This is a genomic window from Pseudomonas knackmussii B13, from assembly GCF_000689415.1.
Taxonomy (GTDB): Bacteria; Pseudomonadota; Gammaproteobacteria; order Pseudomonadales; family Pseudomonadaceae; genus Pseudomonas; species Pseudomonas knackmussii.
Window position 1 is genome coordinate 1,833,103 of sequence record NZ_HG322950.1, and the last position, 21,439, is coordinate 1,854,541.

19 protein-coding genes and 1 tRNA gene are annotated in these 21,439 nt (G+C 66.1%); 8 read left to right on the plus strand and 12 right to left on the minus strand.

The window, feature by feature from the left end:
• Nucleotides 1-31: 31 nt before the first annotated feature.
• From sstT to gcl, 8 genes are all read right to left on the minus strand, one after another.
• The gene (gene sstT, locus PKB_RS08800; protein WP_043250883.1) at nucleotides 32-1,276 is read right to left on the minus strand and encodes a serine/threonine transporter SstT; all 1,245 of its coding nucleotides are present in this window, start codon (nucleotides 1,274-1,276) and stop codon (nucleotides 32-34) included.
• A 200-nt stretch (nucleotides 1,277-1,476) separates the two neighbouring features.
• Nucleotides 1,477-2,310, minus strand: a complete 834-nt coding sequence (dapF, locus tag PKB_RS08805) for a diaminopimelate epimerase (RefSeq protein ID WP_043250885.1) — start codon at nucleotides 2,308-2,310, stop codon at nucleotides 1,477-1,479.
• Nucleotides 2,311-2,379: 69 nt separating this feature from the next.
• Nucleotides 2,380-3,270, minus strand: a complete 891-nt coding sequence (locus PKB_RS08810) for an urea transporter (RefSeq protein WP_043250886.1) — start codon at nucleotides 3,268-3,270, stop codon at nucleotides 2,380-2,382.
• Between the two features lie 405 nt (nucleotides 3,271-3,675).
• Entirely contained in the window at nucleotides 3,676-5,109 is a 1,434-nt protein-coding gene (gene pyk, locus PKB_RS08815; RefSeq protein WP_043250888.1) for a pyruvate kinase, read from the minus strand.
• A complete protein-coding gene (locus PKB_RS08820; protein WP_043250891.1) occupies nucleotides 5,106-6,380 on the minus strand; it encodes a glycerate kinase type-2 family protein in 1,275 nt (424 codons plus the stop codon). The genes pyk and PKB_RS08820 overlap by 4 nt, the downstream gene beginning before the upstream one ends.
• A gap of 191 nt (nucleotides 6,381-6,571) precedes the next feature.
• Nucleotides 6,572-7,462 (minus strand): 2-hydroxy-3-oxopropionate reductase, encoded by an 891-nt coding sequence (locus PKB_RS08825; protein ID WP_043250893.1) that lies wholly within the window; start codon nucleotides 7,460-7,462, stop codon nucleotides 6,572-6,574.
• A gap of 96 nt (nucleotides 7,463-7,558) precedes the next feature.
• Nucleotides 7,559-8,341: a hydroxypyruvate isomerase gene (hyi, locus tag PKB_RS08830; RefSeq protein ID WP_043250896.1), complete on the minus strand. Its 783-nt coding sequence runs from the start codon at nucleotides 8,339-8,341 to the stop codon at nucleotides 7,559-7,561.
• Between the two features lie 107 nt (nucleotides 8,342-8,448).
• On the minus strand, nucleotides 8,449-10,224 hold the full coding sequence (gene gcl / locus PKB_RS08835; RefSeq protein ID WP_043250898.1) for a glyoxylate carboligase: 1,776 nt from the start codon (nucleotides 10,222-10,224) through the stop codon (nucleotides 8,449-8,451).
• 110 nt (nucleotides 10,225-10,334) lie between these two features.
• Between gcl and PKB_RS08840 the strand changes: the two genes are divergently transcribed.
• Nucleotides 10,335-11,249, plus strand: coding sequence for a LysR family transcriptional regulator (locus tag PKB_RS08840; RefSeq protein ID WP_043250901.1), 915 nt, complete (start codon nucleotides 10,335-10,337; stop codon nucleotides 11,247-11,249).
• A 188-nt stretch (nucleotides 11,250-11,437) separates the two neighbouring features.
• On the plus strand, nucleotides 11,438-11,869 hold the full coding sequence (locus PKB_RS08845) for a GlcG/HbpS family heme-binding protein (RefSeq protein ID WP_043250903.1): 432 nt from the start codon (nucleotides 11,438-11,440) through the stop codon (nucleotides 11,867-11,869).
• Nucleotides 11,870-12,106: 237 nt separating this feature from the next.
• Here PKB_RS08845 and PKB_RS08850 read toward each other — a convergent pair whose 3' ends face one another.
• Nucleotides 12,107-12,760: a TetR/AcrR family transcriptional regulator gene (locus PKB_RS08850; protein ID WP_043250905.1), complete on the minus strand. Its 654-nt coding sequence runs from the start codon at nucleotides 12,758-12,760 to the stop codon at nucleotides 12,107-12,109.
• Nucleotides 12,761-12,938: 178 nt separating this feature from the next.
• On the opposite strand from PKB_RS08850, the gene moaA reads away from it, so the two are divergent.
• From moaA to PKB_RS08875, 5 genes are all read left to right on the plus strand, one after another.
• On the plus strand, nucleotides 12,939-13,934 hold the full coding sequence (gene moaA / locus PKB_RS08855; protein WP_043257087.1) for a GTP 3',8-cyclase MoaA: 996 nt from the start codon (nucleotides 12,939-12,941) through the stop codon (nucleotides 13,932-13,934).
• 46 nt (nucleotides 13,935-13,980) lie between these two features.
• Nucleotides 13,981-14,808: a substrate-binding periplasmic protein gene (locus PKB_RS08860; protein WP_052355219.1), complete on the plus strand. Its 828-nt coding sequence runs from the start codon at nucleotides 13,981-13,983 to the stop codon at nucleotides 14,806-14,808.
• A gap of 74 nt (nucleotides 14,809-14,882) precedes the next feature.
• The gene (locus tag PKB_RS08865; protein WP_052355220.1) at nucleotides 14,883-15,401 is read left to right on the plus strand and encodes a hypothetical protein; all 519 of its coding nucleotides are present in this window, start codon (nucleotides 14,883-14,885) and stop codon (nucleotides 15,399-15,401) included.
• Between the two features lie 146 nt (nucleotides 15,402-15,547).
• Complete coding sequence (locus tag PKB_RS08870; protein ID WP_043250907.1) at nucleotides 15,548-15,943, plus strand: PA2779 family protein; 396 nt, start codon at nucleotides 15,548-15,550, stop codon at nucleotides 15,941-15,943.
• 35 nt (nucleotides 15,944-15,978) lie between these two features.
• Nucleotides 15,979-16,893, plus strand: coding sequence for a PA2778 family cysteine peptidase (locus PKB_RS08875; RefSeq protein ID WP_052355424.1), 915 nt, complete (start codon nucleotides 15,979-15,981; stop codon nucleotides 16,891-16,893).
• Between the two features lie 56 nt (nucleotides 16,894-16,949).
• On the opposite strand, the gene PKB_RS08880 is transcribed toward PKB_RS08875, so the two are convergent.
• Complete coding sequence (locus tag PKB_RS08880; protein WP_043250909.1) at nucleotides 16,950-18,233, minus strand: NAD(P)/FAD-dependent oxidoreductase; 1,284 nt, start codon at nucleotides 18,231-18,233, stop codon at nucleotides 16,950-16,952.
• Nucleotides 18,234-18,418: 185 nt separating this feature from the next.
• Between PKB_RS08880 and PKB_RS08885 the strand changes: the two genes are divergently transcribed.
• Nucleotides 18,419-18,495, plus strand: a tRNA-Val gene (locus tag PKB_RS08885).
• A 391-nt stretch (nucleotides 18,496-18,886) separates the two neighbouring features.
• On the opposite strand, the gene PKB_RS08890 is transcribed toward PKB_RS08885, so the two are convergent.
• Complete coding sequence (locus PKB_RS08890) at nucleotides 18,887-19,201, minus strand: hypothetical protein (protein ID WP_043250910.1); 315 nt, start codon at nucleotides 19,199-19,201, stop codon at nucleotides 18,887-18,889.
• A gap of 200 nt (nucleotides 19,202-19,401) precedes the next feature.
• Nucleotides 19,402-21,246, minus strand: a complete 1,845-nt coding sequence (locus PKB_RS08895) for a putative bifunctional diguanylate cyclase/phosphodiesterase (protein WP_167333360.1) — start codon at nucleotides 21,244-21,246, stop codon at nucleotides 19,402-19,404.
• Nucleotides 21,247-21,439 lie beyond the last annotated feature (193 nt).

Genomic DNA, 21,439 nt, shown 5'->3' on the forward strand with positions numbered 1-21,439 from the left:
CCGGCTTTTTTGCGTCTGCGTCAGGCGTGCGTCAGCTGTGCTCGCCTACGCCGGCGTCCTCCGGCTCCTCGGCCAGGCAGGCCGCGGCGGTGAAGAGCACGTCGGTGGAGGAGTTCAGGGCGGTTTCCGCCGAGTCCTGCAGGATGCTGATGACGAAGCCCACGGCCACCACCTGCATGGCCACTTCGCCGGAAATGCCGAACAGGCCGCAGGCCAGCGGGATCAGCAGCAGCGAGCCACCGGCCACGCCGGAGGCACCGCAAGCGCAGAGCGCGGACACCACGCAGAGCAGCAGCGCGCTGGGCAGGTCGACGGCGATGCCCAGGGTATTGGCCGCGGCCAGGCTGAGCACGCTGATGGTCACGGCCGCGCCGGCCATGTTGATGGTCGCGCCCAGCGGGATGGAGACCGAATAGGTGTCCTCGTGCAGGCCCAGGCGCTCGCACAGCTGCAGGTTGACCGGGATGTTGGCCGCCGAGCTGCGGGTGAAGAAGGCGGTCACGCCGCTCTCGCGCAGGCAGGTGAACACCAGCGGGTATGGATTGCGGCGCAACTTCCAGAACACGATCAGCGGGTTCACCACCAGCGCCACGAAGAGCATGCAGCCCAGCAGTACCGCGAGCAGGCGCAGGTAGCCGAGCAGCGCATCGAAGCCGGATTCGGCCAGGGTGCTGGCGACCAGGCCGAAGATGCCCAGCGGGGCGAAGGCGATGACCACGCGGACGATCAGGGTGACGCCGCCGGCCAGGTCGTCGAGCAGGTCGCGGGTGCTCTGCCGCGCGTGGCGCAGGGCGATGCCCAGGCCCACGGCCCAGCCGAGGATGCCGATGAAGTTGGCCTCCAGCAGTGCCTTGACCGGGTTGCTGGCGATGCTGAAGAGCAGCGTGCGCAGCACTTCGCCGATGCCGCCCGGTGGCGCCGTCTCGCTGGCAGCCGCAGTGCTCAGGACCAGTGTCGAGGGGAAGGCGAAGCTGACGGACACGGCGACCACGGCCGCGGCGAAGGTGCCCAGCAGGTAGAGCACCAGGATCGGCCGGATGTGCGTGCGCTGGCCGGCCTTGTGGTTGGCGATGGAGGCGCAGACCAGCACCAGTACCAGGACCGGAGCCACGGCCTTGAGCGCCGAAATGAACAGCTTGCCGAGCAGGCCGACGGCCAGCGCCGCCTGCGGGGCGAGGAAGGCGAGGGCGATGCCGGCCAGCATGCCGACGAAGATACGCATGACCAGGCTGCTGCGCTGGATGCGTTGGACGAGAGTTGGAGCCGGAAGAGTCATGACCTTACCGCTGCTTGAGAATGGGAACGCGAACCGTACGGGCCGCGGAAGGGCGCGGATTATGCCGTCATGGGCGGGGAAATGCTCGGCAGTCGTCGGAAAGCGCGTGCGCATTGGGGGTTGGGACCGGCTCAGTATCCCCTGCGCACTCCGCCATTGCGTTGACCTATGCCAGCCTTGTCGGAGAACGCCGCGTGCCTTCAGTCACGCAGGCACTCCGCATCCAGATGCAGTTCACCGATGCGCTGCACGGCGCCACGCATATGCACGCGATAGTCGTCCTCGACCCGGATGCGCAGCAGGCCGCCGGCCAGGTGAACGGTAATCTCGCTGTCGCAGTAGCCTTTCAGCCGGGCCACGGCCGCCGCCGCGCAGCTGCTGGTGCCCGAAGCGAGGGTGTAGCCGGCGCCGCGCTCCCAGATTTCCACGCGCAGGTCGTTGCGCCCGAGCACCTGGACGAACTGCACGTTGGTGCGGTTGGGGAACAGCGCATGGGATTCCAGCAGCGGCCCCAGTGTTTTCGCCAGTTGCGCCTCGGTGTGTTCGACGAAGACCACGCAATGCGGATTGCCCATGGAGACCGCGTTCAGGCGCAGGTCGTGGCCGTCCAGTTGCAGCGGAATGTCCAGCGCCTGCGGGGTGTCGACCCGCACCGGGATGGCGGCGCTGGCGAACTGCGCGTGGCCCATGTCCACCTCGACCTCGCGGCCCTGGTCGAACACCTGGCTGGTGACCGGCCCGGCCACGGTGACGATGCGGAACGGCTGTTCATCCACCAGACCCTGGTCCCACAGGTAGCGGGAGAAGATGCGCAGGCCGTTGCCGCTGCGCTCGGCGAGCGAGCCGTCGGGATTGAGGATGCGCAGGCCGAAGGCGCCGGCGTCGCGGCCCTCGGGGACGAGGATGCCGTCCGAGCCCAGGCCGCGATGGCGGTCGCAGATGCGCACGACCGCTGCGTCATTGAAGGGGAAGGGCTCGCTGCCGGCGTAGACCAGGTAGTCGTTGCCCAGGGCGTGGTACTTGAGGAAGCGCATCGCGGATCGGGTCCCAGGTGGCGGAGCCCAGCACTATAGCCAGGCCCGCGCGCGCCCGCCCGATTCGCCTCAGCTGTTGGGCAGCGGGGCGCGCCGCGACGCCGGGCGCAGCAGGCGTTCGCCGAGGATCACCAGCAGGCAGGCGAAGATGAACGGCGAGGTCATGAACGGAATGCCGAGGGTGACCATCGCCCGCTGCAGCAGCAAGGCCAGCACGGCGCCGGCGGCTGGGGCGATCAGGCTCGGGCTGCGCAGGGCCAGGGCGAGGGCGGCCAGGGCGCTGTTCATGCCGAGCAAGCCGCTCTGCACGTCGCCTTGCGGGATGCCGGCGAAGACCGCCACCGGCAGCACCATCACCGCGCCGAACAGGGCCCATGTCGCCGCACGCGGCGCGCCGAGCAGCAGGCCGAGGAAGATAAGCGCGCCGGCCAGGGGCGCGTCGAGGAAGATCACCTGGCCGAAGGCGCGGCTGGTGGCTTCGAGGAAGGCCGGCAGCGGCAGGTTCAGCAGGCCCGCGCCGGGCGCGGCGGCGCCCAGGCCGAGCCAATGGCCCAGCGGCTGCAGGCTCCAGCCGAGCAATACGAAGGCCAGGGTGTAGGGCGGCAAGCCACGGCGGTGACGCGAGGCGTTCAGCAGCAGGTGCTGCAGCAGCACGCTGGCGATGCTGGCGAGCAGCACCAGGATCACCAGCGCCGGCGACCAGGCGAACTTCAATGGCAGCAGCATTCCGATGAGCACGGCGTTGTAGCCGTACAGGCCGGCGTCGATGTCGTCCGCGCGGTAGCGCAGCAGGCTGGCGCAAGCCGGGCCGGCGATGGCGCCGAGCAGGGCGCCGGGCAGCAGGGCGGGCGCGCAGGCGCCGATCAGGGCCAGGCAAAGCAGGCCGAACAGCGGAGCGGGCTGCAGGAATACCTGGCTGAAGCCGCGCAGCCAGAGGGTCAATAAAGGAAGTGGGCGCATCTGAGGTCTGGGCAGTCAAGGGGGATCCGGGCTTCTCCGGTTCCGCGTCGGCGGCCGTGCCTTCCATCGGGGGAGGGCATCGCGGGAAGCTCCGTGGGCAGAATCTGCGGGCGCCATTCTGCCACGGCACCATTTTGGGGCGTGAATAAAAAAGAGGCCGGTCGCCGGGATCGCCGGCGGGTGGCCTCGAATGTCCATAGCCTGCGTGGGAGGTTGCGAGGATGGCTATGGCCGACAGTCGTTGCGGGCCGTTCAAGGCCAATCCCGGACGGACGGGGTCGCGGCCCCGTTTTCCCGGCCCCGTCCGTCCGGGAGTGACGCTGTGTGGAGGCACGCCTTGGCGTGGCTCCGGAATGCTTTTTCTCGCGCCGTCAGGCGCGAGGCTATTCGCGAGCAAGCTCGCTCCTACGAAGCGGAGAGTGCCGGCGCTACTGTCTCGATGCGCAGCATGTTGGTGCTGCCCGGCTGGCCGAACGGCAGGCCGGCGGTGACCACCACGGTGTCGCCACGCTGCGCCATGCGCTGGGCGAGGGCGATTTCCAGGGCGGTGGCGCAGATTTCGTCGACATGCGCCAGCTGTTCGTTGACCACCGAGTACACGCCCCAGGCCACGCTCAGCCGCCGCGCCGCGCGCAGGTTGGGCGTGAGGCTGAGGATCGGCGCCTTCGGCCGCTCGCGGGAGGCGCGCAGGGTGGAAGCGCCGGACTCGGTGTAGTTGACCAGCACCGCCACCGGCAGGATGCGGCTGATGCGGCGGATGGCGCAGCTGATGGCGTCGGAGACCGTGGCTTCCGGCTCCGGGCGGTTCAGCTCCAGCTGGCCCTGGTAATCCGGCTCGGCTTCGACCTGGCGGATGATCTTCGCCATCATCTCCACCGCTTCCACCGGGTACTGGCCGGAGGCGGTCTCGGCGCTGAGCATCACGCAGTCGGCGCCTTCGCTGACGGCGGTCGCCACGTCAGTCACTTCTGCGCGGGTCGGTGCCGGCGAGAAACGCATGGATTCGAGCATCTGCGTGGCCACCACCACCGGGCGCCCCAGCTCGCGGCAGACCTGGATGATGCGTTTCTGGATGCCCGGTACGTTCTGTGCCGGCACCTCCACGCCGAGATCGCCCCGGGCAACCATGATGGCGTCGGCCAGGCGGGCGATCTCCTCGATGGACTGCACCGCCGAGGGCTTCTCGATCTTGGCCATGATGAAGGCCTTGTCGCCGATCAGCGCGCGGGCTTCTTCTATATCTTCCGGCCGCTGCACGAAGGACAGCGCCACCCAGTCCACGCCCAGCTCCAGGCCGAACTCCAGATCACGGCGGTCCTTGGCGGTCAGCGGGCTGAGCTTGAGCACCGCCTCGGGAACGTTGACGCCCTTGCGGTCGGACAGCTCGCCGCTGTTGAGCACGCGGGTCTCGATGGCGTCGCCGTGGTTGTTCAGCACCTGCAGGCGGATGCGGCCGTCGTCCAGCAGCAGGCTCATGCCTGGCTCCAGCGCCTGGATGATTTCCGGGTGCGGCAGCTTCACGCGGCGCTCGTCGCCCGGTGCGTCGTTGAGGTCGAGGGTGAAACTCTGGCCCTTGTTCAGTTGCACCGCGCCGCTTTCGAAGCGGCCGACACGCAGCTTCGGCCCCTGCAGGTCCATGAGGATGCCGATGGGCGTATTCAGCTCGGCCTCGACTTCACGCACCCACTGGTAGCGCTGGGCGTGGTCGGCGAATTCGCCGTGGCTGAAGTTCAGGCGGAACAGGTTGGCGCCGGCGTCCACCAGGGCGCGGATGTCCTCGCGGCCCTTGATGGCCGGGCCGAGGGTGGCGAGGATCTTGACCTTCTTGTCGCTGTTCATTGCTCGGCACTCTCGAGAATCAGGATGGCGCGGAAGTCGTTGACGTTGGTGCGGGTCGGCCCGGTGGTGACCAGGTCGCCCAGCTCGGCGAAGAAGCCGAAGCCGTTGTTGTCGTCCAGTTCGTGCAGCGGATTCAGCCCGGCGGCGAGGGCGCGCTTGTAGCTGCACGGGCTCATCAGCGCGCCGGCGTTGTTCTCCATGCCGTCGATGCCGTCGGTGTCGCCGGCCAGGGCCCAGATACCCGGCTCGCCCTTGAGCGCGGCGGTGAGGCTGAGCAGGAATTCGGCGTTGCGCCCGCCACGGCCCTTGCCGCGCACGGTCACGGTGGTCTCGCCGCCGGAGAGGATCAGGCAGGGCGCTTTGAGCGGCTGGCCATGCTTGCGCACCTGGCGGGCGATGCCGGCGTGGACCTTGGCCACGTCGCGCGATTCGCCCTCCAGGTCGCCCAGGATCAGTACCTCGAGGCCGGCTTCGCGAGCCTTGGCGGCGGCCGCGTCGAGGGCCTGCTGCGGGGTGGCGATCAGCGTGAAGTAGCTGCGTGCCAGGCACGGGTCGCCGGGCTTCACGGTCTCCGAGCGCGGGTCTTCCAGCCAGGCACGGATGTGTGCGGGCACTTCGATGCCGTAGCGCTTGAGGATCGCCAGGGCGTCGGCGGAGGTGGTCGGGTCGCCCACGGTGGGGCCGGAGGCAATCACCGTGGCCTCGTCGCCGGGCACGTCGGAAATCGCGTAGGTGTAGACGCTCGCCGGCCAGCAGGCGCGGGCCAGGCGACCGCCCTTGATCGCCGAGAGGTGCTTGCGCACGCAGTTCATCTCGTCGATGGCGGCGCCGGACTTGAGCAGCGCTTTATTCAGCGCGCGCTTGTCGTCGAGGCTGATGCCTTCGGCGGGCAGTGCGAGCAGGGCCGAGCCGCCGCCGGAAAGCAGGAAGATGACGCGGTCGTCCTCGGTCAGGCCGCTGACCAGCTCCAGCACGCGGCGGGCGACGCGCTCGCCGGCGTCGTCCGGCACTGGGTGCGCGGCTTCGACCACTTCGATGCGCTGGCAATTGGCGCCGTAGCCGTAGGGGGCGACCACAAGGCCGTCGACCTCGCCGTTCCAGTGCGCTTCGGCCACCTCGGCCATGGCGCCTGCAGCCTTGCCGGCGCCGATGACGATGGTGCGCCCGCCGTGCACGCGCGGCAGGTGGCGGGCCAGGGTCTGCGCCGGGTGGGCGGCGGCGATGGCGGTGTCGAACAGCTCGCGCAGCAGGGTGCGTGGGTCGAGGCTCATGTCGGGTTCCTCAGGTTCTTGTTGTCCTTGCGGCATTCCGCAGGCGCCTGGCGAGAAGCGCCTGGGGGATGCCTTCGAAACACCCGGCCGGCGAGGCCGTGATTCACACCGGCCGGGGTTCGAAAGCTTCGTTGCTGCCTGCCGGCCCCGGTCACTCCCATAACCAGGGGCAGCAGGTGGCAGCCGATTCCTCAGTCCTTGCGGATCGAGAAGTTGGCCATGTGCTCCAGGCCCTTGATCAGGCCGGAGTGGTCCCAGTTGGCGCCGCCGATGGCCGCGCAGGTGCTGAACACCTGCTGGGCGTTGGCGGTGTTGGGCAGGTTCAGGCCCAGTTCGCGGGCGCCGGCCAGGGCCAGGTTGAGGTCTTTCTGGTGCAGGGCGATGCGGAAGCCCGGGTCGAAGGTGCCCTTGATCATGCGTTCGCCGTGGACCTCGAGGATGCGCGAGGAGGCGAAGCCGCCCATCAGCGCTTCACGCACCTTGGCCGGGTCGGCGCCGTTGCGGGCGGCGAACAGCAGGGCTTCGGCCACTGCCTGGATGTTCAGCGCGACGATGATCTGGTTGGCCACCTTGGCGGTCTGGCCGTCGCCGTTGCCGCCGACGCGGGTGATGTTCTTGCCCATGGCCTGGAACAGCGGCAGGGCGCGTTCGAAGGCGTTCGGGCAGCCGCCGACCATGATGCTCAGGCTGGCCGCCTTGGCGCCGACTTCACCGCCGGACACCGGGGCGTCCAGGTATTGCGCACCGGTGGCCTTGATCTTCTCGGCGAAGGCCTTGGTCGCGGTGGGCGAGATCGAGCTCATGTCGATCACCACCTTGTTCGGGCCGACGCCCTCGGCGATGCCGTCCTTGCGGAACAGCACGTCTTCGACCTGCGGGGTGTCCGGCACCATGACGATGATGAACTCGGCTTCCTGGGCCACTTCCTTCGGATTGGCCAGGCCGATGGCGCCGCCGGCGACCAGGGCGGCCGGAGCGGCATCGTGATGGGTGGAGATGAAGAGCTGGTGGCCGGCTTTCTGCAGGTTCTGCGCCATGGGCAGGCCCATGATGCCGGTGCCGATGAATCCGATCTTGGCCATGAGGGTATCTCCTGGTTTCTCGTGTGGGGTTCGCGCTGGGCGCGGCGTGTTTGTGGTTTTTGGGCCCCCAGGTTCGCGTGGACCCAGCAAAAAGCATCAGATCGCGTTATGGCTCTTCAGCCAGCCGAGGCCCGCCTCGGTGGTGGTCGCCGGCTTGTATTCGCAGCCGACCCAGCCCTGGTAGCCGATGCGGTCCAGGTGGCCGAACAGGAAGCGGTAGTTGATCTCGCCGGTGCCCGGTTCGTGGCGGCCAGGGTTGTCGGCGAGCTGGATGTGGTTGATCGCCGGCAGGTGTTTTTCCATGGTCCGGGCGAGGTCACCTTCCATGATCTGCATGTGGTAGATGTCGTACTGCAGGAACAGGTTGGGGCTGCCGACCTTCTCGCGAATCTCCAGGGCCTGCTTCGTGGTTTGCAGGTAGAAGCCGGGGATGTCGAGCGTGTTGATCATCTCCATGACCAGCTTGATGCCCGCGGCCTCGAGCTTCTCGGCGGCGTACTCCAGGTTGTTCAGGAAGGTGTTCTCGATGGTCGCGCAGTCGTAGCCCTGCGGGCGGATGCCGGCCAGGCAGTTGACCTGCTGGTTGCCCAGCACCTTGGCGTAGGCGATGGCCTTGTCGACGCCGGCGCGGAATTCCTCGACGCGGTCCGGATGGCAGGCGATGCCGCGTTCGCCCTTGCCCCAGTCGCCGGCCGGCAGGTTGAACAGCACCTGCTGCAGGCCGTTGACGTCCAGCTTCGCCTTGATGGCTTCGGCCTGGAAGTCGTAGGGGAATAGATACTCGACACCACTGAAGCCGGCCTTGGCGGCGGCGTCGAAGCGGTCGAGGAAGTCCACTTCGGTGAACAGCATCGAGAGGTTGGCGCAGAAACGGGGCATGTCGGGGCCTCCTGGTGATGATTCTTGTTTCCTGGGGTGGGCCTGCGATGGGCGGGTCGTGGCTTTCCCTGCCACGGGATCCGCCCACGCGGGGCCCGGTACTTGCGTCAGTCCAGCAGCGAGATCGCAGTCGGGGCGTCGTCGCGGCTCTCGGCCAGCGCTTCGAACTCGTTGATGGCGTTGATCTCGGTGCCCATGGCGATGTTGGTCACGCGCTCCAGGATCACTTCCACCACCACCGGCACGCGGTGCTGTTGCATCAATTCGCGGGCTTGGGCGAAGGCGGCGCCGATCTGGTTCGGGTCGAACACACGGATCGCCTTGCAGCCGAGGCCTTCCACCACCGCGACGTGGTCGACGCCGTAGCCGTTGAGTTCCGGTGCGTTGACGTTGTCGAACGCCAGCTGCACGCAGTAGTCGATCTCGAAGCCGCGCTGCGCCTGGCGGATCAGGCCCAGGTAGGAGTTGTTCACCAGCACGTGGATGTACGGCAGGTTGAACTGCGCACCGGCGGCCAGCTCCTCGATCATGAACTGGAAGTCGTAGTCGCCGGACAGCGCAACGACCTGGCGGCTCGGGTCGGCTTTCACCACGCCCAGCGCTGCCGGGATGGTCCAGCCGAGCGGGCCGGCCTGGCCGCAGTTGATCCAGTGGCGCGGCTTGTAGACGTGCAGGAACTGCGCGCCGGCGATCTGCGACAGGCCGATGGTGCTGACGTAGCAGGTGTCCTTGCCGAAGAACTCGTTCATCTCCTCGTACACGCGCTGCGGCTTGACCGGCACCTCGTCGAAGTGGGTCTTGCGCTGCAGGGTGCGCTTGCGCTCGCGGCAGGCTTCGACCCAGGCGCTGCGGTCCTTCAGCTTGCCGGCGGCTTTCCACTCGCGGGCCACTTCGAGGAAGGCATCCAGGGCGGAGCCGGCGTCGGAAACGATGCCCAGGTCCGGGGTGAACACGCGGCCGATCTGGGTCGGTTCGATGTCCACGTGAACGAAGGTGCGGCCCTTGGTGTAGACGTCGACCGAGCCGGTGTGGCGGTTGGCCCAGCGGTTGCCGATGCCGAACACCATGTCCGATTCCAGCAGGGTGGCGTTGCCGTAGCGGTGCGAGGTCTGCAGGCCGCACATGCCGGCCATCAGCGGGTGGTCGTCGGGAATGGTGCCCCAGCCCATCAGGGTCGGGATGACCGGCACGCCGGTGATCTCGGCGAACTCGACCAGCTTGGCGGAGGCATCGGCATTGATGATGCCGCCACCGGCGACGAGCAGCGGACGCTCGGCGGCGTTGAGCATGGCCAGCGCTTTCTCGGCCTGGGCGCGGGTGGCGCGCGGCTTGTGGACGGCCAGCGGCTCGTAGGCGTCGATGTCGAACTCGATCTCGGCCATCTGCACGTCGAACGGCAGGTCGATCAGCACCGGGCCGGGACGGCCGCTGCGCATCTCGTAGAAGGCTTTCTGGAAGGCATAGGGCACCTGGCCCGGCTCCAGGACGGTGGTCGCCCACTTGGTCACCGGCTTGACGATGCTGGTGATGTCGACGGCCTGGAAGTCTTCCTTGTGCATGCGGGCACGCGGCGCCTGGCCGGTGATGCAGAGGATCGGGATGGAGTCGGCGGAGGCGGAGTACAGGCCGGTGACCATGTCGGTGCCGGCAGGGCCGGAGGTGCCGATGCACACGCCGATGTTGCCGGCGTTGGTGCGGGTGTAGCCTTCGGCCATGTGCGAGGCGCCTTCGACGTGGCGGGCCAGCACGTGGTCGATGCCGCCGATTTTCTTCATCGCGGCGTACATCGGGTTGATGGCAGCGCCCGGCACGCCGAACGCGGTGTCCACGCCTTCGCGACGCATGACCAGAACGGCTGCCTCGATTGCTCTCATTTTGGCCATGGCCTTTCCCCTTGAGTCGGTGGTTTTTCTCGTTGGGGGCAAGGATGCCGACTGTGCCAAACCGGCGGAATTGATGGATACTTCAGTTCTGTCGATATCTGGAGTATCGAATGGACCGCTATACCCTCATTCGCAGTTTCGTCCTGGTAGCGGACAATGGCAGCTTCGCCGCGGCCGCCTTGAGCGAAGGCGTGACCCCGGTGGTCATGGGCCGGCGCCTGGACGCCCTGGAGCAGCACCTCGGGGTCAAGCTGATGCACCGCTCGACCCGCGGCCTGCAGTTGACCGACCTCGGCGAGCAGTACCTGGAGCGTGCGCGCAGCCTGCTGAAAGACTTCGACGAGGCCGACGCCAGCGTTACCCGCGGCGGCAACTCGGTGCGCGGGCACCTGGTGATATCGGCACCGGCGGCGTTCGGCCGCCGGCACATCGCGCCGCATGCGCCGGCCTTCCTGGCGCGCTACCCGGACTTGAAGCTGTCGTTCAACTTCACCGACAGCCTGGTGGACCTGGTGCGCCAGGGCTACGACATGGGCATCCGCATCGGCGAGGTCACCGACCCCAACTACGTGGCGATCAAGCTCTTTCCCAATCGCCGCGTGGTCTGTGGCGCGCCGCGCTACTTCGAGCTGCACGGCGTGCCGCGCACCCTCGAGGACCTGGTGCGGCACAACTGCCTGGCGTTCAACCTGCAGGGCGGCCAGCAGCGCGGCTGGACCTTCCTGCGCGACGGCAAGCAGGTGGCGGTGCGGGTGTCGGGCAACCTCGACTGCAACGACGGCGAGCTGCTTTACGACTGGGTCAAGCAGGGCCTGGGCATCGGCTGGCGCTCGACCTGGGAGATCCAGGCCGAGCTCAAGGCCGGCGAACTGGTGACGGTGCTCGACGAGTACGAGATCCCGGCCTACGACATCCAGGCGGTGTATCCGCAGCAGCGCTACCTGCCGGCCAAGGTGCGTTTTTTCATCGACTACCTGAAGGCGATCTACAACACCCCGGGATACTGGGAAGCCCGGCATTCTTGAGCGGCTAGTCGATACTTTGATTGTCGATTTTTAGCTTGAAATGTTGTGTACAGATTGTCGCAGGATTGTATTTATCGATTGCGTCCGGGATTGCCTTCGGCTATTGCATTAGGGGGCTTGCCATGCCGCGTCCACCCGCCGGGTGGGTGCGGGCCAACGCCTACTACAACTCCAAGAGGAAATTCCCGATGAGCGAAATCAACCTGAACACCGCGCTGGACATCACCCGCAACGCCTTGGCCGCAGGGCGCGAGTTGCACACCGCGCCGCTGACCGTGGCGGTGCTGGACGCCGGCGGCCACCTGGTGGCCCTGCAGCGCGAGGACGGCGCCAGCCTGCTGCGTCCGCAGGTGGCCATCGGCAAGGCCTGGGGCGCAGTGGCGCTGGGCAAGTCGGCGCGGGCGCTGGCGGCGGACGCTCAGCAGCGCCCGTCGTTCATCGCGGCGGTGAACACCCTGGCCCAGGGCAATGTGGTGCCGGCACCGGGCGGCGTGCTGATCCGCGATAGCGACAACCGCGTGCTGGGCGCCATCGGCATCAGCGGCGACGCTTCGGACATCGACGAACAATGCGCGATCCGCGGCATCCAGGCCGCCGGGCTGTTTGCTGACGCGGGCTAAGACTGCTGTTTACTGGGCTCCCGCGTTCGCGAGAGTGACGGAACTGAATCGTCATCCCCGCGAACGCGGGGACCCAAAGAAGTAGGGCGATAACCCGTTAATTGCCAAAGGGCGGGATGGACCTGTAGGAGCGAGCTTGCTCGCGAACGGTCCCGCAGCGGACTCGTTTCGCGAGCAAGCTCGCTCCTACGAAAAGCCGTTCAAACCCGTTGCGGGGTTGGCGCTTAGGCGCGAGTGCTAGAGCGGCAATGGCCGCAACCGCGCCTCGCCCTTGTCGGCCTCGCCGCCTTCCGGCGCGGTGCCGCGCAGCACCAGGCGGGTGATGGTCTCGGCGGCCGCCTCGAAGTCGGCGTCGCTGAGGCTTTCCTTGCCGGTGACCATGGATATCTGCCAGTCGAAGTCGGCGTAGGTCTGGGTCGCCGCCCAGATGGTGAACAGCAGGTGGTGCGGGTCCACCGGCGCCAGCAGGCCACGGTCGATCCAGCTTTGCAGGCAGGCGATGTTGCGCTGCGCCTGGGCGTTCAGCTCGTCCAGGTATTCCTTCGGCAGGTGCGGCGCACCGTGCATCAGTTCGCTGGCGAACACCTTCGATGCGTGCGGCAGTTCCTGGGAAATGCGCACCTTGGAGCGGATGTACGACTTCAGCGCCTCGGCCGGCTCATCGTCATCGCGGAACGGCGCGGAAGCCTGCAGCAGCGGCTCGACCACGCTCTCCAGCACGCTGCGGTAGAGGTTTTCCTTGGACTGGAAGTAGTAGTAGACGTTGGGCTTGGGCAGTCCGGCGCGGGCCGCGATATCGCTGGTCTTGGTCGCGGCGAAGCCCTTCTCGGCGAACTCTTCGCTGGCGGCGCGGAGGATCAGGCGTCGGTTGCGTTCGCGGATGCTGGTCATGGTCCTGAGGCTACTCGTGCGCGGGTTGCCGCGTAGGTGGGGCGGGGATGGTAGCACCGGGCCGGCGGGCCTCTCAAGCAAGGTGCCGGAGAGAAGTTGACCCGCCGTTCAGTTTTTCTTTACAGTCGGCCGCTCCGGTGTCCCGCCGGTGATCCACTTCCGCGAGCCTGCCGCCGCCATGACCGATACCCGCCTGGTCGACCCCTTCGGCCGTCGTATCACCTACCTGCGGTTGTCGGTCACCGACCGCTGCGACTTCCGCTGCACCTATTGCATGAGCGAAGACATGCAGTTCCTGCCGCGCGACCAGGTGCTCAGCCTGGAAGAGCTCTACGCCGTGGCCGACGCATTCATCGGCCTGGGAGTGCGGCGTATCCGCATCACCGGTGGCGAGCCGCTGGTGCGCAAGGGGCTTACCGGGCTGCTGGCGCGGCTGGGCGCACGCAACGAACTGGACGACCTGGCGATCACCACCAACGGCTCGCAACTGACCGAGCGCGCCGCCGAGCTGCGCGCCGCCGGCGTGCGCCGCCTGAACGTCAGCCTCGACTCGCTGCGCCGCGAACGCTTCGCCGCCTTCACCCGCAGCGATCGGCTGCCGCAGGTGCTGGATGGCATCGAGGCGGCGCGTGCGGCGGGCTTCGAGCGGATCAAGCTGAACTGCGTCGTGCAGAAAGGCCGCAATGACGACGAGGTCTGCGAGCTCGCCGCCTTCGCCCTGAAGCGGGGCCTGGATATCAGCTTCATCGAGGAAATGCCGCTGGGCAGCATCGACAGCCACAGCCGCGCGCAGACCCTGTGCAGCAGCGACGAAGTGCGTGCGCGATTGGCCGAACGCTGGGCGTTGCTGCCAAGCGCTGAACGCACGGGCGGCCCGTCGCGCTACTTCCGCGTCGACGGTTTCGCCAGCCGCATTGGCTTCATCTCACCGCACAGCCACAACTTCTGCGGCGACTGCAATCGCGTGCGCGTCACCGCCGAAGGCAAGCTGGTGCTTTGCCTGGGGCACGAAGGTGCGCTGGATCTTCGCCAGTTGCTGCGCAGCCATCCCGGCGACAGCGAGCGCCTGCGCGCGGCGCTGGTCGATGCACTGCAGCTCAAGCCGCAGCGCCACCATTTCGACGCCGCCGAGCAGGTGCAGGTGCTGCGCTTCATGAGCATGACCGGCGGCTGAGCCGCGCCGCGCGAAACAAGAACAACAAGATCGACAAGGAGAGAGCATGAAACTCCAGGGTTTCGGCTGGGCGATGGTTGCCGCGCTGCCATTGCCGGCGCTGGCGCAGACCTACGTGGTGGGTGTGGAGAGCCTGGCATTTCTGCCGCACTACAGCACCGATGCGCAGGGGCGCTACCAGGGCTTTGCCCGCGAACTGCTCGACCAGTTTGCGGCCAGCGCTGGTGTGCAGTTGGAGTACCGACCGTTGCCGGTGTCGCAGCTGTTGCCGTCGTTGCTCACAGGTGAGGTGGACCTCAAGTACCCCGATAACCCGGATTGGGCCGGCGAAGAGAAGGCTGGGCACAGGCTGCGCTACAGCCAGCCGGTGGTGCAGTACGTCGATGGCGTGCTGGTTGCGCCCGAGCGAGTTGGTCACGGGGTTACGGTGCTCAAGCGCCTGGCCGTGGTCGATGGCTGGTCGCCGCGGGGCTACGAGAAAGCCATCGACAGCGGAGGGGTGGAGCGCCTGCCCAGCGGCGACCTGCGGCAGATGATCCAGCAGGCGCTGAAGCACGAGGCCGATGGCGCCTACTTCAATGTGGTGGTCGCCACCTACTACCTGGACAACATCCGCGCCCGCCCGGGGGCGCTGGTCTTCGATCCGTCACTTCCGCATACGCGCAGCAGCTTCCGGCTTTCCAGCGAGCGACACCCCGAGCTGATCCAGCGCTTCGACCGCTTCCTGATCGAGCATGCCGCCGACGTCGCGGCGCTGAAGGCGCGCTACGGCGTGGAGGCCAGCCTGGATCCGGCGCACCTGGGCGTCGAGCAATGGAAGCTCGACTACCTGGAGCGGCAGAAGGCGAAGCAAAAGACCGTTCCGTCGCCGTGACGGGCTTCCCGCCCGCTGCGCGCTTTCCCTAGAATCGCGCCTGCCCGCCAAGGTCGTCGGGCTGCGAGGCTGATGTGAGCGTGAGTCAACTGCGAATTCCACTGGGCGATTGCTGCCTGGTCTGCGATGGGTTCCGCCTGCAGGTGGCGGGCAGGCCGTCGCTGGATTTCGACGGCGATCTGCTCTGGGCCATCGAGCAACGCATCTGGCGTCCCTTGGCCGTGGAGCTGACCGAGCGCGCAGACGGCCGCTGGGTCCAGCCATTGCCGCTGGATCGTCAGCCGGCCTTCGGCCCTCAGCAGGTGATCGGCTGGCGTGAAGATGCGGTACAGCTTGATGCCCTGTCAGATGCGCATGAGCCGGCGGATATTTTGGGCTGGTGTCAGTCCCGCTGGCCGCAGGCGGGCATCAATAAGTCGTCCATCGATCTCACCTCTTACGCCTGGGGGCGCCTGTTGCGCCTGGATCTTCGCCGCGCCGGTCTCGCGGCGGAGGGCGGTGAGCACTTTCTCCTTCCTCACGACGCTGCCTGCGTCTACCTCGGCTATCTCCAGCTGGACTGGCCGCGCCTGCGCTTCGAACTAAATTCTTAAGAAGAAATCTTACGAAGTATGTCAGCGGCCGTGACAACGGCTGTCTCGACGGCGATGGCGTGCGCCCGGTTTCGGTCGGGCTGCGTCTTGATATCCGGGGTTTGCCCGGGTTCCTTGCGAGCGTGTCTTAGGAGAGGTTCCCCAGAATGACAATGACAAAGCGGGTAAAGCGTCTGGCAGCGGTGCTGATCGCTGCCCAGTTGGCCGTGGTGGCGGAGGTTCCGCTGGCGCAGGCGGCAATGGTGGGCACGGGTGAAGTGCTCGAGGCTCAGCAGCAACACGTTGATCGTGAGCAATTGCTGCACATGCTGGACGACCAGGGCGTGCAGAAGAAACTGCAGTCCATGGGCGTAGAGCGCAGCAAGGTCGAGCAGCGCATCAAGAGTCTTTCCAATGAGGAGCTGGCGCAATTCAACCAGCAACTGGACCAGGCGCCGGCAGGCGGGATCATCGGCATCATCATCCTGTTCCTGCTGATCTTCGTGATCACCGACATGCTCTGCATCACGCACATCTTCACCTTCGTCCGGTGCCAGCGTTGAGTTACCGGGCGCTGCCCCTCGTCCTGGCCGCCGCGCTGCTTGGCGGTTGTGCCAGGACGCCGCAGCTGCCGACGGACATCGATGCGCTGCCGTCGCGCGTCGAACTCACCGATGTGCAGTTCTTCCCCCAGCAGGAGTTCCAGTGCGGCCCGGCGGCTCTGGCGACCATGCTCAACCAGCGCGGCGTGCGGGTTACGCCGCGGCAGTTGAAGGAGCGGGTTTATATCCCGGGGCGCCAGGGGAGCCTGCAGGTCGAGCTGGTCGCGGCCACGCGCGAGCAGGGGCTGCTGGCTTATCCGTTGCGGCCAAAGCTGGAAGACGTGCTGAAGGAAGTCGCGGCCGGCAATCCGGTGCTGGTGCTGCAGAACAACGGCCTGGACTGGCTGCCGATGTGGCACTACGCAGTGGTGGTCGGCTTTGATCGCGACCGCCACGAACTGGTGCTGCGCTCGGGCATCACCCAACGCCTGGTGATCGACTACACGGCATTCGACGTTACCTGGGCGCGCAGCAATCGTTGGGCGATGGTGACCGTTCCTGCCGATCGTCTCCCGGCAACCGCCGACTCGTTGCGCTGGCTGCGTTCTGCGCACGACCTGGAAGAAACCGGGCAGAAACCGTTGGCCGACGAAGCCTACCGCACGGCGACGCACGCCTGGCCGAAGGAGCCGCTGGGCTGGTTCGCCCTGGCCAATTCGCGCTATGCAGCCGGTCACCTGGACGAGGCGGAGGGCGCGCTGCGGCAGAGCCTTTCGGCGCGCCCGGACTTCGCTGCGGGCTGGTACAACCTCGCCAACGTGCTGGGCGAGCGGGGCTGCGCATCGCAGGCACAGGTGGCCGCGAGTTGTGCTCGTCAGCTGGCGCCGGGTGACTCGCGCTTTGCAGCGGCACCGGGCAGTGGGGCGGCGTCTGGGCAGTGCCAGGCGTTGCCGGCTTGTCCGGGGTCCTGAGCGGAGAAACGAAAACGGCGCCCGAAGGCGCCGTTTTCTTTGGCGGGGTGTGTGGATTACACGCCCAGCTTGTCACGCAGGCTGTAGTACCAGGCGCCGATCGCGGAGAACGGAACCTGGAACATGCGACCGCCCGGGAACGGGTAGTGCGGCAGGTCGGCGAAAGCGTCGAAACGCTCGGCCTGGCCACGCAGCGCCTCGGCCAGAACCTTGCCGGCGAGGTGGGTGTAGGTCACGCCGTGGCCGGAGCAGCCCTGGGAGTAGTAGATGTTGTCGCCGATACGGCCCACTTGCGGCAGACGCGAGAGGGTCAGCAGGAAGTTGCCGGTCCAGGCGAAGTCGATCTTCACGTTCTTCAGTTGCGGGAACACTTTCAGCATCTTCGGACGAATGATCGCCTCGATGTTCGACGGATCGCGCGCACCGTAGACCACGCCGCCACCGAAGATCAGGCGGTTGTCGCCGGTCAGACGGTAGTAGTCCAGCAGGTAGTTGCAGTCCTCGACGCAATAGTCTTGCGGCAGCAGGGACTTGGCCAGGTCGGCGCTCAGCGGCTCGGTGGTGATCACCTGGGTGCCGCACGGCATGGACTTGGAGGCCAGTTCCGGCACCAGGCCGCCCAGGTAGGCGTTACCGGCAACCACAACGAACTTCGCCTTCACGCGGCCTTGCGGGGTGTGAACCACCGGGTTGGCTCCGCGATCGATGCGCACGGCGGGGCTCTGTTCGTGAATCACGCCGCCGAGCGATTCCACGGCTGCCGCTTCGCCCAGGGCGAGGTTCAGCGGGTGGATGTGGCCGCCGCTCATGTCGAGCATGCCGCCGACATAGCTGTCGGTCGCGACGATCTCGCGCATGCGCTTGGCGTCCATCAGTTCCAGCTGGGTGTGGCCGAAGCGCTCCCAGAGCTTCTTCTGCGACTCCAGGTGACCCATCTGCTTGGCGCTGAGAGCGGCGAACACGCCACCGTCCTTCAGGTCGCACTGGATGTTGTACTTGGCGATGCGCTCGCGAATGATGCGGCCGCCTTCGAAGGCCATCTGGCCGAGCAGTTGGGCCTGCTTCGGGCCGACGGTGCGTTCGATGACGTCGATGTCGCGGCTGTAGCTGTTGACGATCTGACCACCGTTACGGCCGGACGCGCCGAAGCCGACCTTGGCGGCCTCGAGGACGGTGACCTTGAAGCCGTTTTCCAGCAGGAAGAGGGCGGTGGACAGACCTGTGTAACCGGCGCCGATGATGCACACATCGGTTTCGGTCTCACCCTGGAGTTCCGGACGCGCCGGCACCGGATTGGCGGAGGCTGCGTAATAGGAAGTGGGGTAGGGAGTGTGCGGCATATTGCACCTGTGTTTGTTATTTTTTACGAGACGGACGAATGCTACCTGAGTCGAATTCCGACGGCTAGTGCCTGTGCAAAATAATTTACGGAAGGTCGAACATAAAAAAATTCACTTTTTCAGTGGCTTAGCGAAAAAAGTGCTTGACGCTACAAAAGCGTCGCGTAGAATGCGCCCCACACGACAGGCACATAGCTCAGTTGGTTAGAGCACCACCTTGACATGGTGGGGGTCGTTGGTTCGAGTCCAATTGTGCCTACCAAATCCGCTGCTTAGGCAGCACCGAAAAGGGCGATCCGAAAGGGTCGCCCTTTTTGTTTTGGGCGATTTTTGGAAAGTCCAGCGGAAAGCGCCTTTCGGCCTGCAGCCTCAGGCCGGCTCCATTTTTTGGTATAGCACCAGCTCCTTCTCATACCCGGCCTGCTGCCGTTCGGTCATCGACGCTCCCAGGCAGCCGCCCTGTCTGAACCTGTTCGACCTCCTATATAGAAAGCAGAACGCAGTCGATAGCCATCAGTGGGGCGTTGTCGACCTTCGTCAGATGACCGCGTGGGTTGGCGATGTTGGAATGGGGGTGGTTGGATGCTGGAGGAGGGCTTGCTCGGCTGCGGGAGCGGCGGGAGATGGGGGTCGGGAGCGGCTTCTGACAGAGCTCACTTCATCGCATTGCTTTCTGCGCTTTCGATTTCGTACTGCCGGCATTTTTGCTCGGCACTGGCGAAGGCCTGGTCGGGCGTTTGGTTACCGCGATAGCCGAAGCGCAAGAAGTACCTCACTACTACCTTGGTGTCCGCATCGTACTTGCTGCTGCCTTGGTCGACGGCCGCAATGGCCTGCTCCTCGGTGGTGCCCTGGTCTCGATACATGGCGCCGGCGCGAGCGAACAGCCCTATGCCCGTGCAAAACTCGGAGGCTTGGCTGCTTGTCGCAAGGATCAGCAGCATGACCAAGACGAATAGTTTCTTCATATACGCTCATTGAGCCTGCTGGCGCGGATCCTAATAAGAGTATGGAGCCTACTAGGGCGGCTTGCCGGCCTCGCGGGTGCTTTTTCTCTGCGGGCAGTTGAGGGTGTTCGTCATCAGGGCTGCTTGCTCTATTGCCCTTTTGATTGGGGCAGGATGATCCTTCCGCACTTCATTCCGCGGATTAGGCTGCGTCGTAGGCGTCAGGCAACCTTGGAGTCGTGATGAATGCTGCTGAGCAGCGCGCGGATGGCGTTGCGCGGCATCGGCCGGCCGGTGAAGTAGCCTTGGATCAGCCGGCAGCCGTTTTCCTGCAGCCAGGCCAGTTGCTCGGCGGTTTCCACGCCCTCGGCGATGATCGGGATGTTCAGCGATTCGCCGATGCCGATGATGGCGCGAACGATGGTCTGGCAGTCGTGGCGCTCGAGTACGCCGCTGATGAAGGAGCGGTCGATCTTCATCTTGTCGAACGGGAAGCGCAGCAGATAGTTGAGCGAGGCGAAGCCGGTGCCGAAATCGTCCAACACTATCTGTACGCCCAGGCTGCGTAGCTCGCCCAGGATGGCGACGTTCTCCTCGGATGCCTCCAGCACCGTGCTCTCGGTGACCTCCAGCATCAGGTTGCCCGCCGGCAAACCGAATTCGGCCAGCGTTTCCGCGACCAGGGTGGGCAGGGCGCGGTTGATCTGCAGCGGCGAGACGTTCACCGACACCTTCACGTCCTGCGGCCAGCGCGCCGCTTCGCGACAGGCTTCGCGCAACACCCAGGTACCGATGGGGATGATCATGCCGTTCTTCTCCGCCAGGGGGATGAACTCTGAAGGCGGCACGCTGCCCAGTTGTGGATGGTTCCAGCGCAGCAGGGTCTCGAAGCTCGCGATGCACCGTTCGGGAGATTGCACGATGGGCTGGTAGGCCAGTGACAGCTCGCCGAATTGCAGGGCGTTGCGCAGGTTGAGTTGCGGCGGGCTGTAAAGCGAAGGAAGACTGGCCTCAAGCTCGGGTGAGTACTTCTGCCATTTGTCCATCGGCAATCCGTGCGCGCTACGTTTGGCGAGGATGGCATTGCGTAGCACGCGGTCGGCGCTCATCTGTTCTTCTGATGTTGAGGCCAGGCCGGCAGTGACTTCCAGCGAAAGCGTGCGCTCCTCAAGGCCGAAGGGTTCGCGCAATCGGCTGATGGCGTTCTGGATCATCGATGTCAGCTGTTCGCCTTCCAGCTGTTGCGGCAGCACTACGGCAAATTCGTCGGCGCCCAGGTGGGCTAGCAGCTCGGCTTGCGGGAAACAGTCTTCCAGGCGCCCGGCAAAAGCCTTGAGCAGGGCGTCGACGTCGCGCGGATCGAGGCCGTTGCGCAGTTGTTCGAAACCTTCGATGTCGAAGGTGATCAGCGTTGGAAGGCTCTCGCCGAGATGGTAGTGACTGAGCTTCTCGGAAAGCGCGCGCAGCAGGGCCTGGCGGTTCGGCAGGCCGCTGATGGGGTCGCGGTCGGTCTCCTGGGAGATCTTCTGGTCGCGCTGGATCAGTGCGGAGATGCAATTGGCGAGGTCGCACAGATGTCCTAGCTCGTCTTCGCGCACGCTGCGCGGCTGGGTATCGACTATGCAGAGCACGCCCAGGGCGCGACCGTCTGCATCCTTGACCGCGACACCCGCGTAGAAGCGGAAACCCAGCGGGCCGGTGACTAGTGGGTTGTCCTGGAAGTCTGGGTGGCGGGATGCGTCTTCGACGATCATCACGCCGCCGGGCCGGAGGCTGCAGCGGGCGCAGAAGGAGTCTTCGCGCGGTGTGCTCAGGCCGTGGGGCAGGCCGCTGGCGGAGAGAAGCCAGGCGCGTTTGGCAGCAATCAGCGAGATGGCCGAAATCGGCACGCTATATAGATGTGCAGCCAGTCGGGTGAAGGTGTCGAACTGCGGGTTGGCCGGTGTGTCCAGGTAGCCGCTGCTATATAGAGATCGCAGGCGCTCCTGCTCGTCCGCCGCAACCGGGAAGAGTGAAGCGGGCTCATGCGACGCGGCGCTGTCGGAGGTGCGGGGTGGAAAAGGCATCTCCTTTCCCTGGGGCTCTTCGCTATGCATCGAGTATCCCTCTTGAGCCATTCCTGTCCCTGGTGCTGTCGTGGGCCGGTCGGGCGACGCTTGAGAGGCGTCCGGGCGGAACAGGCTGTCGACGAAAAAACAGTGTAGTTTGCCTGGCGAAAGTGGAGTGGTTCTGCCGCTCATGGTCGTGCTGCAAGGCTTG

Coding starts and splice junctions, on each gene's coding strand:
- PKB_RS08840 (WP_043250901.1), top strand. CDS start 10,335: ATGGACCGCTATACCCTCATTCGCAGTTTCGTCCTGGTAGCGGACAAT.
- sstT (WP_043250883.1), bottom strand. CDS start 1,276: ATGACTCTTCCGGCTCCAACTCTCGTCCAACGCATCCAGCGCAGCAGC.
- PKB_RS08870 (WP_043250907.1), top strand. CDS start 15,548: ATGACAATGACAAAGCGGGTAAAGCGTCTGGCAGCGGTGCTGATCGCT.
- PKB_RS08810 (WP_043250886.1), bottom strand. CDS start 3,270: ATGCGCCCACTTCCTTTATTGACCCTCTGGCTGCGCGGCTTCAGCCAG.
- PKB_RS08880 (WP_043250909.1), bottom strand. CDS start 18,233: ATGCCGCACACTCCCTACCCCACTTCCTATTACGCAGCCTCCGCCAAT.
- pyk (WP_043250888.1), bottom strand. CDS start 5,109: ATGAACAGCGACAAGAAGGTCAAGATCCTCGCCACCCTCGGCCCGGCC.
- moaA (WP_043257087.1), top strand. CDS start 12,939: ATGACCGATACCCGCCTGGTCGACCCCTTCGGCCGTCGTATCACCTAC.
- gcl (WP_043250898.1), bottom strand. CDS start 10,224: ATGGCCAAAATGAGAGCAATCGAGGCAGCCGTTCTGGTCATGCGTCGC.
- PKB_RS08860 (WP_052355219.1), top strand. CDS start 13,981: ATGAAACTCCAGGGTTTCGGCTGGGCGATGGTTGCCGCGCTGCCATTG.
- PKB_RS08825 (WP_043250893.1), bottom strand. CDS start 7,462: ATGGCCAAGATCGGATTCATCGGCACCGGCATCATGGGCCTGCCCATG.
- PKB_RS08820 (WP_043250891.1), bottom strand. CDS start 6,380: ATGAGCCTCGACCCACGCACCCTGCTGCGCGAGCTGTTCGACACCGCC.
- dapF (WP_043250885.1), bottom strand. CDS start 2,310: ATGCGCTTCCTCAAGTACCACGCCCTGGGCAACGACTACCTGGTCTAC.
- PKB_RS08890 (WP_043250910.1), bottom strand. CDS start 19,201: ATGAAGAAACTATTCGTCTTGGTCATGCTGCTGATCCTTGCGACAAGC.
- PKB_RS08850 (WP_043250905.1), bottom strand. CDS start 12,760: ATGACCAGCATCCGCGAACGCAACCGACGCCTGATCCTCCGCGCCGCC.
- PKB_RS08895 (WP_167333360.1), bottom strand. CDS start 21,246: ATGCCTTTTCCACCCCGCACCTCCGACAGCGCCGCGTCGCATGAGCCC.
- PKB_RS08845 (WP_043250903.1), top strand. CDS start 11,438: ATGAGCGAAATCAACCTGAACACCGCGCTGGACATCACCCGCAACGCC.
- hyi (WP_043250896.1), bottom strand. CDS start 8,341: ATGCCCCGTTTCTGCGCCAACCTCTCGATGCTGTTCACCGAAGTGGAC.